Annotated in this window: 13 protein-coding genes; 6 read left to right on the plus strand and 7 right to left on the minus strand. The window is 65.4% G+C overall.

Translation table 11 applies throughout. The annotated features are described in order from the left end of the window. Positions 1-13: 13 nt before the first annotated feature. The gene (locus tag LH20_RS00210) at positions 14-415 is read left to right on the plus strand and encodes a MerR family transcriptional regulator (RefSeq protein ID WP_053552482.1); all 402 of its coding nucleotides are present in this window, start codon (positions 14-16) and stop codon (positions 413-415) included. A 59-nt stretch (positions 416-474) separates the two neighbouring features. Here LH20_RS00210 and ychF read toward each other — a convergent pair whose 3' ends face one another. Continuing rightward, positions 475-1,572, minus strand: coding sequence for a redox-regulated ATPase YchF (gene ychF, locus LH20_RS00215; RefSeq protein ID WP_053552483.1), 1,098 nt, complete (start codon positions 1,570-1,572; stop codon positions 475-477). Positions 1,573-1,737: 165 nt separating this feature from the next. On the opposite strand from ychF, the gene LH20_RS00220 reads away from it, so the two are divergent. Next, positions 1,738-2,397, plus strand: a complete 660-nt coding sequence (locus tag LH20_RS00220; RefSeq protein ID WP_053552484.1) for a CAP domain-containing protein — start codon at positions 1,738-1,740, stop codon at positions 2,395-2,397. Positions 2,398-2,416: 19 nt separating this feature from the next. Here the strand turns inward: LH20_RS00220 and LH20_RS00225 are convergent, their stop codons facing one another. From LH20_RS00225 to LH20_RS00245, 5 genes are all read right to left on the minus strand, one after another. Continuing rightward, complete coding sequence (locus LH20_RS00225) at positions 2,417-2,827, minus strand: GNAT family acetyltransferase (protein WP_053552485.1); 411 nt, start codon at positions 2,825-2,827, stop codon at positions 2,417-2,419. Further along, positions 2,824-3,393: an aminoacyl-tRNA hydrolase gene (gene pth / locus LH20_RS00230; protein WP_053552486.1), complete on the minus strand. Its 570-nt coding sequence runs from the start codon at positions 3,391-3,393 to the stop codon at positions 2,824-2,826. The genes LH20_RS00225 and pth overlap by 4 nt, the downstream gene beginning before the upstream one ends. 68 nt (positions 3,394-3,461) lie before the next feature. Further along, positions 3,462-4,100 (minus strand): 50S ribosomal protein L25/general stress protein Ctc, encoded by a 639-nt coding sequence (locus LH20_RS00235; protein ID WP_053555979.1) that lies wholly within the window; start codon positions 4,098-4,100, stop codon positions 3,462-3,464. 129 nt (positions 4,101-4,229) lie between these two features. After that, on the minus strand, positions 4,230-5,603 hold the full coding sequence (locus tag LH20_RS00240) for a glutamate--cysteine ligase (protein ID WP_053552487.1): 1,374 nt from the start codon (positions 5,601-5,603) through the stop codon (positions 4,230-4,232). Between the two features lie 49 nt (positions 5,604-5,652). Then, positions 5,653-6,411 carry a 16S rRNA (uracil(1498)-N(3))-methyltransferase gene (locus LH20_RS00245; RefSeq protein WP_053552488.1) on the minus strand — a complete coding sequence of 253 codons (759 nt, stop codon included), beginning with the start codon at positions 6,409-6,411 and terminating at the stop codon, positions 5,653-5,655. Positions 6,412-6,619: 208 nt separating this feature from the next. On the opposite strand from LH20_RS00245, the gene LH20_RS00250 reads away from it, so the two are divergent. The 4 genes from LH20_RS00250 (at position 6,620) to ubiA (ending at position 10,821) form a co-directional block, all read left to right on the plus strand. Further along, positions 6,620-8,596 (plus strand): TadE/TadG family type IV pilus assembly protein, encoded by a 1,977-nt coding sequence (locus tag LH20_RS00250; protein WP_053552489.1) that lies wholly within the window; start codon positions 6,620-6,622, stop codon positions 8,594-8,596. Between the two features lie 2 nt (positions 8,597-8,598). Further along, positions 8,599-9,192 (plus strand): TadE/TadG family type IV pilus assembly protein, encoded by a 594-nt coding sequence (locus tag LH20_RS00255; protein WP_235527060.1) that lies wholly within the window; start codon positions 8,599-8,601, stop codon positions 9,190-9,192. Next, on the plus strand, positions 9,189-9,848 hold the full coding sequence (locus LH20_RS00260) for a TadE/TadG family type IV pilus assembly protein (RefSeq protein WP_235527061.1): 660 nt from the start codon (positions 9,189-9,191) through the stop codon (positions 9,846-9,848). The genes LH20_RS00255 and LH20_RS00260 overlap by 4 nt, the downstream gene beginning before the upstream one ends. Before the next feature lie 64 nt (positions 9,849-9,912). After that, positions 9,913-10,821, plus strand: a complete 909-nt coding sequence (gene ubiA, locus LH20_RS00265; protein WP_053552491.1) for a 4-hydroxybenzoate octaprenyltransferase — start codon at positions 9,913-9,915, stop codon at positions 10,819-10,821. Between the two features lies 1 nt (position 10,822). Here the strand turns inward: ubiA and smc are convergent, their stop codons facing one another. Next, positions 10,823-14,266, minus strand: a complete 3,444-nt coding sequence (smc, locus tag LH20_RS00270) for a chromosome segregation protein SMC (protein WP_053552492.1) — start codon at positions 14,264-14,266, stop codon at positions 10,823-10,825. Positions 14,267-14,334: the final 68 nt, after the last annotated feature.

The raw sequence follows: 14,334 nt of genomic DNA on the forward strand, positions 1-14,334 counted from the left end.
ACGGAGTCAAGCCATGTCCTTCACCATCGGAAAACTTGCCGCCGCAGGCGGGGTAGGGGTCGAGACGATCCGCTATTACCAGCGGCGCGGCCTCATCGGCACACCGGCGCGAAGCAGTGGCGAAGGCTGGAGCGGAGGCGTCCGCCGCTATGACGAGAACGATCTCAGGCGTCTGAAGTTCATTCGGGCTGCGCAGGCGGCCGGCTTCACCCTCGGCGAAATTTCCGAACTGCTCGCGCTGGAGGAAAGCGACGATCGCGTCCGCGTCCGCACGCTTGCCCGCCAGCGAATCGCGGTGCTCGACAAGAAGATCGATGAGATGTCCAAAGCCCGCGACGCGCTCGCAAGGCTCGCCGATCAATGCGCAGTGAGCGACACGGGACCCTGCCCAATATTGGCCGCGTTCGAGAGGTAAGGCGACGGCGCTGCGTGCAGCCAGAGCCTTGCTCCCTATGGCAACATGGGCGCGCGGCGCTAGCTGTGCAGGAAGTGCATCACGTCGCCGTCCTGCACCACATATGCCTTGCCCTCGGCGCGCAGCTTGCCGGCCTCGCGCGCCTTTGCTTCGCCGCCGAGCGTTACATAGTCGTCGAAGGCGATCGTCTCGGCGCGGATGAAGCCCTTCTGGAAATCACTATGGATCTCCCCTGCCGCCTCGGGTGCGGTCGCGCCCTTGTGGACGGTCCACGCACGCGCTTCCTTGGGGCCGACGGTGAAGAAGGTCAGAAGGTGGAGCAATTCATAGCCAGCCCGGATCACGCGCGCGAGCCCGGTTTCGTGGAGGCCCATTTCTTCAAGGAAGAGCATCCGTTCGTCGGGGTCCATCCCGACGAGCTCGCTCTCGATCGCCGCGGAAACGATTACCGCCTGCGCGCCTTCGGACTTGGCCCGCGCGAAGACGGCTTCGCTGTGGGCATTGCCCGTGGCAGCACTCGCTTCCTCGACGTTGCAAACATAAAGGACGGGCTTGGTGGTGAGGAGCTGCGCCTGCTTCAGAATCCGCTCTTCTTCGACATCCCTGGGCTCGGTGAGTCGCGCGGGCTTGCCGGCGCGAAGCAGGTCGAGCGCCTGACCGAGCACCGATGCCGCCGCCTTGGCTTCCTTGTCGCCACCCGTTGCCTTCTTCTGAAAGGCGGGAACGCGCTTTTCGAGGCTCTCGAGGTCCGCGAGCAGAAGTTCGGTCTCGACCGTCTCGGCGTCGGCTACCGGGTCGACCTTGTTCTCGACATGCTGGATGTCGTCATCTTCGAAACAGCGCAGCACGTGTACGATCGCATCAACCTCGCGGATATTGCCGAGGAACTGGTTGCCGAGCCCCTCGCCCTTCGACGCGCCGCGCACCAGCCCTGCGATATCGACAAAGGCGAGCTGGGTGGGGATGATCTTTTGGCTGCCTGCGATGGCGGCGAGCTTCTCGAGCCGGTCGTCAGGCACTGCGACATTGCCGATATTGGGCTCGATGGTGCAGAAGGGATAATTGGCCGCCTGTGCCGCCTGCGTCTCTGTCAGCGCGTTAAACAGGGTGGACTTGCCCACGTTGGGCAGCCCGACGATCCCGCATTTGAAACCCATGAAATCATCCGATCGATCTGGAAACAGGCCAGCCCCTTAGCGAGGGGGACCCGTCATTTCCAGATGCGATGAAAATTCGCTCGCCGCCTCCTGCGGCGCGCGTGTCGCCGCGTCGATGCCCGCCGCGTTGCGGTGGGTTCATCCTTGACGGACTAGGGCGTTGCGATGGTCTCGCTCGCCAACTTCGATCGGTTGCGGCCGATCGCCGGCCTCCTGCTGCTGCTCGCGCTCACCGGCGCGTCGCGGTTTGAAGCAGCAGTGCTCGACGAACTCAACGCGATGCGCGCCGACCCGGGCGAATATGGCGAGCGCCTCCTCGACTATCGTGACCGGTTCGACGGATTGATCGTCTATGGCGAGAACGGCGAACCGGACGTCCAGACCCGCGAAGGGGTGGGTCCGGTCGACGAGGCGATCACGGCTCTCCGCCGCGTCGGTCCGCTGCCGGAGCTGTGCGAAGGGCGGCTGCTCGCGCTGGCGGCGGGTGACCATGTCGCTGCCCAATCGCGCTCGGGGGAGGTCGGGCATTATTCGCGCGGTCGCAATCCGCCCGCGCGGCTCGTGGCACGCGGCGGAGGTCGCTATGTCAGCGAAGTCATCACCTACGGCCACAGCGACCCTGAATCCGTGATACGCCAGCTGCTCGTCGACGATGGCGTTCCGGGGCGAGGCCACCGTTTTGAACTTCTGTCGGCGCGCTACCGCTATGCAGGCGTTGCTTGCGGCCCGCATCCCCAATGGCGGGCCATGTGCGTTATCGAGCTTTCCGAAACGCCTGACGGCAGTGCCCCGCCGCCGCCCCGACGCGACAACGCGGGGTCCTAGCCCCCGTCAACGGGGACGGCTAATCGAGCCACCGGGCAAAGACTTTGACCGGCTGCAATTCCCACCCGAGCCCCTCGTAGAAACCGGCTGCGGGATTGGCGTCGCGCACCATCAGCTCGACCTTGGGGCATCCGCATTCACGCAGCCAGTCGCGCGCGGCCCCGAGCAGCTGCTGCGCGATGCCGGCGCCGCGGCGATCGGGCCGCACACCCAGATAATAGAGCCAGCCGCGATGGCCGTCGAAGCCCGCCATCACTGTGCCCATGATCGCCCCTTCCTCTTCGGCGAGCAGGATGGTGGCGGCCTCATGGCCCAGTGCCCGAGCGAAATCGGCGCGCGCGTCGTTCCAGGGACGTGTCAGTTCACATGCTTCCCAGAGGGCGACGGCTGCGCCGGCATCGCCCGCCGACGCGGGGCGTACCAGGATCATGACTGCAGCCTCAACGCGAGATCATTCTGGAACCGCACATCATCGCCTTCGGCGAGCCACGGCGCCTCTGCGGCGATGGCGCCGAGCAGGTCGGTCAGCGGTTCGACCTCGCTCTTGTGGTAGTTGCCGAGTACATGGCCGGTCACCCGGTCCTTGTGCCCCGGGTGGCCGATGCCGATCCGCACGCGGCGGAAATCATCGCCGATATGCGCGATCATGCTGCGGATGCCGTTATGCCCCGCCGCGCCGCCGCCGCGCTTCACCTTGACCTTCATCGGGGCGAGGTCGAGCTCGTCATAGAATGCGGTGACGTCTTGCGGTGTCAGCTTGTAGAAATCCATCGCGGCGCGCACGCTGCGACCGCTTTCGTTCATGAAGGTCGCGGGTTTGAGGATCAGCACCCGATCGCGGCCGATGCGGCCGTCCTGCAGCCAGCCCTGGAATTTCTTCGCAGGCGCGCCAAAGCCGTGCATGTCGGCGATAACGTCGACCGCCATGAAGCCCACATTGTGGCGGTGCATCGCATATTGGGGCCCGGGATTGCCCAGGCCGACCCAGAGCTGCATGATATTGCCTTTCCCGGGGTCCGGAAAAGCCCCTTCCCTTGAGAGGGAAGGGGCTTCGTCCGATTGGATCAGGCTTCGTCGCCGCCTTCGGCTTCGTCTTCACCTGCATCCTTCGTCGTGTCGCCATCGCTCGACTTGAGCGCCGACGGGGCGACGATGGTGGCGATGGTGAAATCGCGATCGGTGATCGCGCTTTCGGCGCCCTGGGGCAGCGTCACGTTACTGATATGGATCGAATCGCCGACGTCGAAGCCGGTAACGTCGATCACGATCTCGTCGGGAATCCTGTCCGCTTCGCAGACGAGTTCGAGTTCATGACGAACGATGTTCAAAACGCCGCCGCGCTTCAGGCCCGGCGAGGCGTCTTCGTTCTGGAAGATGACCGGAACCGCAACCTGAACCTTGGCATCCTTGGCAATGCGCAGGAAGTCAGCGTGGATCGGGCGATCCTTGACCGGGTGGAAAGCGACGTCCTTGGGCAGCGTGCGAATCGTCTTGCCGCCGACCTCGATCATCACGACCGAGTTCATGAAGTGACCCGTCATCAGCTGCTTCATCAGCAGCTTTTCCTCGATGTGGATCATCAGGGGTTCTTCTTTGCCGCCATAGACAACGGCGGGGACCCGGCCCTCACGACGCAGTTCGCGCGAGGCTCCCTTGCCTCCGCGTTCACGCGTCTCGGCCGACAGCACCAGCTGGTCGCTCATCATTTTTCTCCGAAACAGATTGCACAGTCCGCCACGCCTCCAGGGATGACCATGGCGGAAGCGCGGGCGCATAGCGGGCGCCGCGCGAAATTGCAAGGGCGGGCCCGATGACGCGCGCCGGCGGGGGCCTTAGAAACTGAGTTCGCCGTAGATGTTCGACAGGTCCTGCGCCCAGGCTCCCTCGTAGCGATCGAGCAGGTCGTGCGCGGGGGATTTGCCGCTCTTGGCGATGCGTCGGAGCGGTTCGAGAAAGCCCACTTCATTTTCGCCCATCGAGTTGACTTCGCCGCGTGCGGCGAGGCCCGCCGCGGCGATGTCGAGAACCTCGTGCGCAAGGTCGCCGATTGTACCGCCGCCGGGGGCGGGGGCGCAAAGGCCGTCCCTCGGCACCGCATCGCGCAGCGCCTGCTGGTCCTCGATGCTCCAGCCCTTCACGAGGTCCCAGGCGGCGTCGAGCGCGCCCTGGTCGTAGAGCAGTCCGACCCACAGCGCCGGAAGCGCACAGATGCGGTTCCACGGCCCGCCGTCGGCGCCGCGCATTTCGAGGAAGCTCTTGAGCCGCACCTCGGGAAAGGCGGTCGAAAGATGATCGTTCCAGTCGCTGAGCAGCGGCAGTTCGCCGGGGAGCGCAGGCAGTTCGCCCTTCAGGAAATCGCGGAAGCTCTGCCCCGCCGCATCGATATACCGGCCGTCGCGGAAGACGAAATACATCGGAACGTCGAGCATATAGTCGACATAGCGGTCATAGCCGAAGCCGTCCTCGAACACGAAGGGCAGCATGCCGGTGCGTGCGGGGTCGGTGTCGGTCCAGATGTGGCTGCGGTACGACATATAGCCGTTTGGCCGGCCGTCAGTGAACGGCGAGGCGGCAAACAGCGCGGTCGCAAGGGGCTGGAGCGCGAGCGAGACGCGGAATTTTTGCGCCATGTCGGCCTCGCTCGCATAATCGAGATTGGTCTGGATCGTGCAGGTGCGCAGCATCATGTCGAGCCCCATCGTGCCAACACGCGGCATGTGCTCGAGCATGATCTTGTAGCGGCCCTTGGGCATGCGCGGCAGGTCGTCCCGACCCTTGTCCGGCCACATGCCAAGACCCAGAAAGCCGAGACCGAGTTCGGCGCCGACTTCCTTGACCTGCTTGAGATGACGGCCGGTCTCGGCGCACGTCTGGTGAAGATTTTCGAGCGGGGCGCCCGACAACTCCAATTGCCCGGCAGGTTCGAGGCTGATCGCGCCGTCGCTGCCCGAAAGCGCGATCACATTGCCGCCCTCGCAAACGGGTTCCCAGCCGTAGCGCGTGAGCGCCATCAAAAGGTCGCGTATGCCCCCGGGCTCGTCGTAAGACGGGGCGCTGTGGTCGCTGGTGCGATAGACGAATTTCTCGTGCTCGGTGCCGATGCGCCACATCTCGCGAGGCTTTTCGCCCTTCGCCATGGGGGCCGCGAGCTGGTCGCGGCTTTCGATGATGGGATCGTTTCGATCTGAAACCTGCCGCGTGCTCATGCGCGAGCATTTAGGGTGCGTCGAGCGATCTGACCAGTGGGTGATTGCATCAGCCAGACCTACCCTCCGCATCCCAGTCGCCATGGGTCGCCATCCAGATGCCGGTTGCGGCGATGGCAGCGGTTTCTGCGCGCAGAATGCGGGGACCGAGCGCAATACGGCGCACCGCGCGAAGCGCTAGCAGCGCTTCGCGCTCCTGGTCGGTAAAGCCGCCTTCGGGGCCGGTGAGGATCGCGGCGGGGGCGGGGGCATTGGCGCCGGCCAGTGGGATCCCGCCCGCTTCGTCGGCGAAGAGTAGCGCACGCTCTTCAGGCCAGTCCATCAGCAGCTGCGGCAGCTTCACCGGGTCGGCGAGCTCAGGGAGAGCAGTGCGTCCGCATTGCTCGCAAGCCTCGATGATCTGCGCCTCGATTCGCTCGCGCCTGACCCGCTCGACGATGGTGCGCTCGGTGATGACCGGCTGCAGGCGCGCGATGCCGAGTTCGGTTGCCTTTTCGATGATCCAGTCGAGGCGTGCCTTTTTGACAGGCGCGAAACAGAGCCAGAGATCGGGCACGCGTTCAATCGGCCGCGTCTGACACTCGATCCGAACGGTCAGCGTGCGCTTTTGCGTCGCGGCGATACTGCCAAGCCATTCGCCGCTGCGATTGTCGAAAAGGAGCAAGGGGTCCCCCGTCTTCGCCCGCATGACATGCAGCAGATAATGTGCCGCGGACCCATCGATAATCGGCGCGCGTTCGAGACCGAGCGGCTCGTCGACGAACAGGCGGGGCGTGCTGGCCGGCGGCCAGGCAGGTGTGGCGGGCATGGCGCGCGGAATAGCCGATGCGCGCTCTTTTGCCCAGCCGGTGCGGGCATGGCGATTTTCTGTCTCGCCGCGAGGCAGATTCGGGAGGGACGCGGCCCTTTGAGCCCGGTCCGGATTAGCCTTTTGGTAAGCAGTTCGGGCTTAGGTGCACGATACCAGCCACGCATCTGAGTGGGCCGCGTGCCTGGCCTTGGGGGGTGTAGAGACCATGCGAGGGACCATCATCCGTCGTTTCCATCAGGGCGCGAGCAAGCTGCTTCGCGACCAGCGCGGCAACACCATGTTCCTGACCGCTGCTGCAGTTGTGCCGCTGATCGGCCTCGTCGGTTCCGGCGTGGACATCGGCCGCGCCTATATGGCCGAACTGCGGCTCCAGCAGGCCTGTGACGCTGGCGTGCTCGCCGGGCGACGCGCGATGGCGGGCAGCACCTACACTTCGGCCGCGGAAGCGGAAGCGAACAAGATGTTCGCCTATAATTTCCCGAACGACATGTATGGCAGCAGCAATGTTACCTTCACCTCGAGGGCGCAGGGCACGTCCGACGTCACCGGCACGGCGACCGCCAGACTGCCCACCGCCTTGATGCAGATTTTCAACTTCACCGAGTTCAATCTATCGGTAAGCTGCACGGCGAAGCTGGAAATTTCCAACACTGACGTGATGATGGTGCTCGATGTTACGGGGTCGATGACGACGGTCAATTCGGGTGATTCGGTGTCGCGCATGGACGCGCTCAAAGAAGCGACGATGGATTTTTTCGACACGCTGACGACTGCTGATCTCGGGGACGGCCGCCTGAGGTTCGGCGTGATTCCCTACAGCTCAAGCGCGAACGTCGGACAGATCCTGTACGACAAGAACCCGGCATGGCTATCGGATACGACGCGTCTGCCCTCGCGCGAGGCGGAGCCGCCGACCTGGATCAACCCGGTAACGAACAACTATGGCTCGGCCTATAACACCGCGGCCTATGCCGTCGAGAATTGGGCGAACACCGGCACGACAATTTCCGGCAAGAACAGCACGACCTGTCCGCGAACGACGAAGGCCAATTCGAGCGCGACGACCTACGGCACGGCGTCGAAAGTCGAGACGGGACAAACCGTCGGCGACGACAAGCGCGTCACGAACCAGAATTCCAACCAGGCGTATCGTTACTATGAGTATAAATATGTCTGGGCGTCGAACAGATGCAACGAACAGCGGCGGACAATGGAATATATCCGCACGCAGCCCCAGACGGTGACCGAGTATCGCAAGCAAAACTATATCTACAAGGATTATGATTTTGATGTAACGCTGGCGAAGGCAGGTAATGTCCTCTCGACCACGACTGGTGATTTCGGTAATACCTATACTGCAACGTGGGGCGGCTGCGTCATCGAGCGCCAGACCACCGCGTTCGGAACGACGACAACGGCGCCCTCTTCGGCCTATGACATGGATGTCGATAGCGCACCGACGAGCGACGATGCCACCAAGTGGAAGCTGCTGATTCCCGAAATCGCATTTCCGCGGGCCAGCGGGCCCGGCAACACGCCATCCTCGACGGGCTCAAGCGGCGTCACGGTCAATTACAAGAATGTGACCAAGGACAGCGCCGGCTCCAATGGCAGCTGGCAACGCTATTCCAAATATTGGAGCAACGGTTGGGGCGTATGCCCGGTACCGGCGATGAAGCTGACCACGATGACCAAGGACGACCGGTCGACGTTCAACAGCTATGTCACATCATTGCAGGCGGTCGGAGGCACCTATCACGATTCGGGGCTGGTATGGGGCATCCGCCTCCTGTCGCCCGATGGGATGTTTGCGGACGAGAATGGCGCGGCACCGAACGGACGGCCGATCGGCCGCCATATCGTGTTCATGACCGACGGCGACATGTCGGCGAACATGGGCAATCTGGGTTTCCAGGGCTATGAGTGGACGATGAAGCGCGTCGGCGGGACGAGCGACAGCGACCTGACTGCACGCCACAACAATCGCTTCTTGCAGCTGTGCGAAAAGGCGAAGGCCAAGAATATCACTGTCTGGGTGGTCAGCTTCGGGACCGCGCTGAACTCGCAGATGACGACCTGCGCGACACCGGGCAAGGCGTATCAGGCAAACAATGCCGCGCAACTCAGCGAAAATTTTCAGGCGATCGCCCGCCAGATCTCGAAACTGCGGTTGTCGCAATGATGATGCGGCGCGATACCCTCCTCCGTCGGCTGCGGAAGCAGCAAAGGGGCGCGGCCGCCGTCGAGTTTGCGCTCGCCGCGCCGGTCTTCCTCCTCCTGCTCATGGGGATCTTCGACTATTCGTGGCAGATGTACGCCAGGCAGGTGCTGCAGGGCGCGGTGAGCCACGCCGGGCGCGATGCGACACTGGAGACCAATGCGGCGAGCCAGACGGATCTCGACGCTGCCGTCCGCAAAAAGGTTACCGACGTGTTCCACGACGCGACGCTAACATTCGATCGCAAGGCCTATGAGAGCTACGACGACATTGGCGACCCCGAAGCCTTCACCGACAAGAATGGCAACGGCAGCTACGACAGCGGCGAATGTTTCGAGGATGTCAATGGGAACGGAAACTGGGACGCTGACCGCGGCGCGGCAGGCAATGGCGGTGCCGAGGATGTCGTTCTCTACACCGCGTCCATGAAGGTCACGCGCATCCTGCCAGTGTGGCGGATGCTGGGGCAGTCGCAGGAAACGACGCTGACAGCGACCACCGTGCTGCGCAACCAGCCGTATAACACCGCGACCTCCACGACTCAGGTGATATGCAAATGACGAGGCTCCTTCACCGTGTCCGGGCAACCGCGACTCGTCTCGCGCGCGAGACGGGCGGCGCCGTCTTCGTCGAAATGGCGTTCACTGTTCCCTTTCTCGTGCTCATCGGTTTCGCGGGGCTCGAGATTGCCAATCTGACGCTCGTGAACACACGGATCAGTCAGATCGGGCTGAGCGCCGCCGATAACGCCTCGCGCATCGCCTTCGGCAGCAACCTGTCGCTGCCGCGCGTACGCGAACTCGACATCAACGAGGTGTTTACCGGGGTTGAGGAACAGGCGCGCCAACTGAATTTTCGCAGCAACGGCCGCATCATCCTCTCCAGCCTTGAACGCAACAGCGACGGCGGGCAGTGGATCCACTGGCAGCGCTGCTACGGCAATCTCAACGTCTCCTCAAGTTATGGCGCTGAGGGTACGGGCAAGACCGGAACGGACTTTCCTGGCATGGGGCCGAGCGGCCGCGAGGTTACCGCAGCGGCGGGGACGGCCGTGATGTTCGTTGAGGTCGTCTACGAATATCAGCCGCTGCTCTACGGAAAATGGCTGGGTCCGAAGACGATCCGCTCGACTGCGGCGTTCAACATTCGCGAAGGGCGCGACTTGAGCCAAATTTACAACCCCTCGCCGGCGGCGACCAAGTCGAGCTGTTCCTGACGCCCGCCGTCTGGCGCCAATCAGGCATTTAACACGAGCGCGTCGGCTGCTATCGCCCGCCACGATGACCGCGGCGCATCCTCCCGACAGCCAGCACCTGGGCTTTCTCGTCCTGCTCCCCGCCGCGATGCGCCCCTATGCCTTGCTTGCGCGGTTCGACAGGCCGATCGGCTGGTGGCTCCTCTATTGGCCTTGCGCCTGGGGACTCGCGCTCGGCGGCGGCGCGCGGAGCCATTGGCCGCTGTTCTTCTGGATGCTGCTCGGCGCGATCGTCATGCGCGGTGCTGGCTGCGTCTATAACGACATCGTCGACCGCGACCTCGACGCAAAGGTCGCGCGAACGGCCTCGCGCCCGGTCGCGAGCGGCGCGGTGTCGGTCCGAAATGCCCTCTTGTGGACGCTCTTGCTGTCGCTTGTCGGACTGGTTGTACTGCTGCAACTGCCCCGGCCCGCGCAGATTGTTGCAATCATGAGCCTTGCGCTGGTCGCCGCCTACCCTTTCATGAAGCGGATCACCTGGTGGCCCCAGGCGTGGCTGGGCCTCGTGTTCAGCTGGGGTGCGCTGGTCGGCTGGATTGCGGTCGGCGGGGGCGATGGTCTCGCGCTTCCCTTGCTCTACGCGGGATCAATCGCGTGGGTGATCGGCTATGATACCATCTACGCACTGCAGGATATCGAAGATGACGCGCTCGTCGGCGTGAAGTCGAGCGCACGCGCGATGGGAACGCAGGTACGCTCCGGGGTCGCGCTTTGCTACGCGACTGCACTGCTCTTGTGGGCAGGGGCGCTGTGGAGTGTGCGTCCCGACCCGCTTGTATTCGTCGCGCTGGTGCCCGCTGCGCTGCACCTGACGGGGCAGGTTGCGACGCTCGAGCCCGCCAGCGGCGCCGACGCACTTGCAAAGTTCCGCAGTAACCGCTTCGCAGGGCTGCTCATATTCGCGGCGATGCTGGTGGTGGGAAGCGCAGGCTAGCCTATTCGGCCGCAAGCAATTCCTCAGCGCCGCCGAGGTCGACCGAGACAAGGCGGCTGACGCCCCGTTCGATCATCGTAACCCCGAACAAGCGGTGCATTCGCGCCATCGTCACCGCATTGTGGGTGACGATCAGATAGCGGGTGTTGGTCTCGCGGCTCATTCGGTCGAGGAGGTCGCAGAAACGCTCGATATTCGCATCGTCGAGTGGCGCATCCACCTCGTCGAGGACACAGATCGGCGCGGGGTTGGTAAGGAAAAGGCCGAAGATCAGTGCCACCGCGGTCAGCGCCTGTTCGCCGCCTGAAAGCAGGGTGAGCGTGCCGAGACGCTTGCCTGGCGGCTGGGCCATGATTTCGAGCCCGGCCTCGAGCGGATCGTCCGAATCGACGAGTTCGAGGTGCGCCTGTCCTCCATTGAACAATGTGGTGAAGAGGCGCTGGAAATGGGCGTTCACTGCCTCGAATGCGGCGAGCAGGCGGACGCGGCCTTCGCGGTTCAGATTGCCGATCGAACCGCGGAGGCGATTCACGGCCTGCTGCAGTTCCTCGATTTCGGCGGCATTCTTCTCGCGTTCAGTATCGAGTTCGGCAAGCTCATCGGCGGCGACCAGATTGACCGGACCCAGCCGCTCGCGGTCGGCGATCAGCCGGTCGTGCTGAGCCGATTCGGTCCCCGGATCCCCGACGCCGTCGCTTTCAAAACCCGCCTTTTGGGGCAAGAGCGGCGGGGGACATTCGAAGCGCTCGCCCGACAGTCGGCCCATTTCGACGCGGCGGAGTTCGGCGTTCTCGGACCGCGCGACCGCCCCGGCGCGGGTCTCGCGCGCCGCGGCGACGCGCTCGCGAATGGTGGTGAGCGCGGCCTCGGCCTCGCGCAGTGCCGCTTCGGCCTCGCGCTCGCGCAACTCGGCTTCGGCGACCTTTTCGCGCAACGCCGACTGCTGCGCCTCTGCGGCACAGCGGTCCGCGGCAAGCTTGTCGGGAAGGTTGGCAAGCTTTTCGGCCTCGGCCGCAAGCGCGCCTGCACGCTTGTCCATGTCGGCGACGCGGCGCGCGGCCTCGCCTGCGCGGGCCTTCCAGCTCTTGATCTCGGCGCTCACGACTGCCTGACGTTCGCTGAGCGCTGCGAGCGCGCGGTCGTGATCGGCAAGCGCTCCCTGCGCCGCGTTGGCGTCGCTTCGTGCCCGTTCGGCATCGGCCTCGGCGCCGTCAAGCGCTGCCCGAGCGATCGTCTCGTCGGGGAGCGCGGCGAGCGCCGCCTCATGCGCTGCGAGCTGCTCTTCCGCCTCCTTGGCGGCCGCCGCGATTTCGGCGAGACGACCAGCGAACAATGCGGCGGCATCGCGGTGGCGGTCGAGCGCCGCCTGTGCCTGATCTGCCGCGCGCAGCGCGCCGCGCCGCGTCTCGTCAGCGTCGGCGAGCGCCTTGCGCGCCGCGGCTGCCGCCTCGGTGCGTGCTGCGAGCGTCGCGGCGGCCTTCTCGCGCCGGGTACGCAGTTCCTCGACGCCAAGTTCGACCTCCGGCCGCTGCGCGGCGAGGGCATCGAGGCGGTTCTGCCGCTGCAACCTTTCGCTCGCGGTCGCGCCGTCGCCGCGGGTCACGAAGCCGTCCCAGCGGCGCATCACGCCGCCGAGGGTCACGAGCCGCTGGCCGACGGCGAGCGGCTGACCCGTGTCGCCTTCGGCGACCGCCACCTGGGAAAGACGGCGCGCGAGCGCCAGCGGTGCATCGACGAACTCGGCGAGCGCGCGAGTCCCGGTTGCAAGGGGCGGATCATTCTTGCTGGGCTCGGCACCGCGCCAGCTGCGCGCCGCATCGGCGTCGGTCCCGGCGTCGAGGTCGTCGCCCAGCGCGGCGGCGAGCGCGGCTTCGTAGCCCGGCTTTACCTTGATCCGGTCGAGGATGCGGTCGGCGTCGCTGCGCGCGGCGGCGAGCGCGCGCTGCAGCGTAGCGGCCTCGCCTTCGAGCGCGGCGAGCGCGGCGCGTGCCTCGGCAAGACCAGCGTCGACCGCTGCGAGGTCGGTGGTGGCAGCTTCCCGGTCCGCCTCGGCCTCGGCGAGCGCGGTTTCGGCCTCTGCGATCGCGGACTCGGCGCGGGCCGCCGCGCGAGCGCTCTCCTCGACGTTGGCGGCGAGTGCAGCGCTATCCCCGAGGGCCGCGACGTCCGCCTCGACGCGCGCGCTTTCGCTCGCAATCCGCCGCACTGCCGCTTCGGCGTTGTCGCGGGCGCCCAGCGCGACGCGCCGGTCAGCGGCCTCGCTCGCGGCCTTGGCGCGCGCCTGCGCGAGGGCGACCTCGGCATCGCGCAGCCGCGCCTGCGCCGCCTGATGCGCCTCGACAAGCGCGGTCCTGTCGGCATCGTGCACGGCAATACGCTGCGCGAGCTCCTTGCTCTCGGCATCAAATGTGGTCAGTGCATGATGCGCGTCTCGTGCAAGTTCGCCCTCCCGCGCGCGATCATCGGCGAGCCGCGCCTGCTGCGCGGCCAGATCGTCGATCCTCTGGCGCGCCGCGCGTTCCTCGCCGGCCAGGCGAACCTGCGTCGCGGTGGCCTCGGCGAGGGCATCGCGCTGAGCCTGCGCGTCGGCGCGGGCAGATCCTACCCGTGTCGCGACCTCGGTCTGCGCGCGCGAAAGCGTTTCCAGCTCTTCCTGCGCCACCCTCACCGCCGCTTCGGCGGCGTCGGCGTCCCGTCGCGCCTGATCGGCGGCGGCGGCGGCGTCGCGCCAACGCGCGTAGATCAGCCGTGCTTCGGCGATGCGGATCTCGTCGCTCAGCTTGCGATAGCGTTCAGCAGCGCGAGCCTGGCGACGGAGCGCGTTTGCGCGCACCTCCATGTCTGCGACGATCTCCGACAGGCGCGACAAGTTGGTTTCGGTGGCGCGCAGCTTCTGCTCGGCGTCCTTGCGGCGCACGTGGAGACCGGCGATACCAGCAGCCTCTTCCAGCATCGCGCGGCGCTCGGTCGGCTTGGCGGCGATAACGTTGGCAATCTTGCCCTGACTGACGAGCGCAGGGCTGTGCGCGCCGGTCGCTGCGTCGGCAAAGATAAGCGCGACATCCTTGGCCCGCACGTCGCGGCCATTGGCGCGATAGGCGCTACCCGCGCCGCGTTCGATCCGGCGAATGATCTCGAGCTCGCGCCCCTCGCTCGCGTCGGAGAGACCGGCGACAAGCGCGCCTTCGGTATCGCAATGGATCGCAACCTCGGCAAAGTCGCGCGCCGGGCGCGACGAGGTGCCGGCGAAGATCACATCTTCCATGCCGCCGCCGCGCATCGACTTGGGGCTCGATTCGCCCATCACCCAGCGGATCGCTTCCAGAAGGTTCGACTTGCCGCAGCCATTGGGGCCAACGACGCCTGTCAGCCCGGGCTCGATGCGCAATTCGGTGGGTTCGACGAAGCTCTTGAACCCCGTCAGGCGCAGCCGCTTTATCTGCACGAAGAGCTCCCGTGCAGATCACCGAATCGCAGGCTGTGCAACGATCGCGTCACATATCCCCCTAAAGC

Source organism: Sphingopyxis sp. 113P3 (assembly GCF_001278035.1).
In the GTDB taxonomy this organism is placed as follows: Bacteria; Pseudomonadota; Alphaproteobacteria; order Sphingomonadales; family Sphingomonadaceae; genus Sphingopyxis.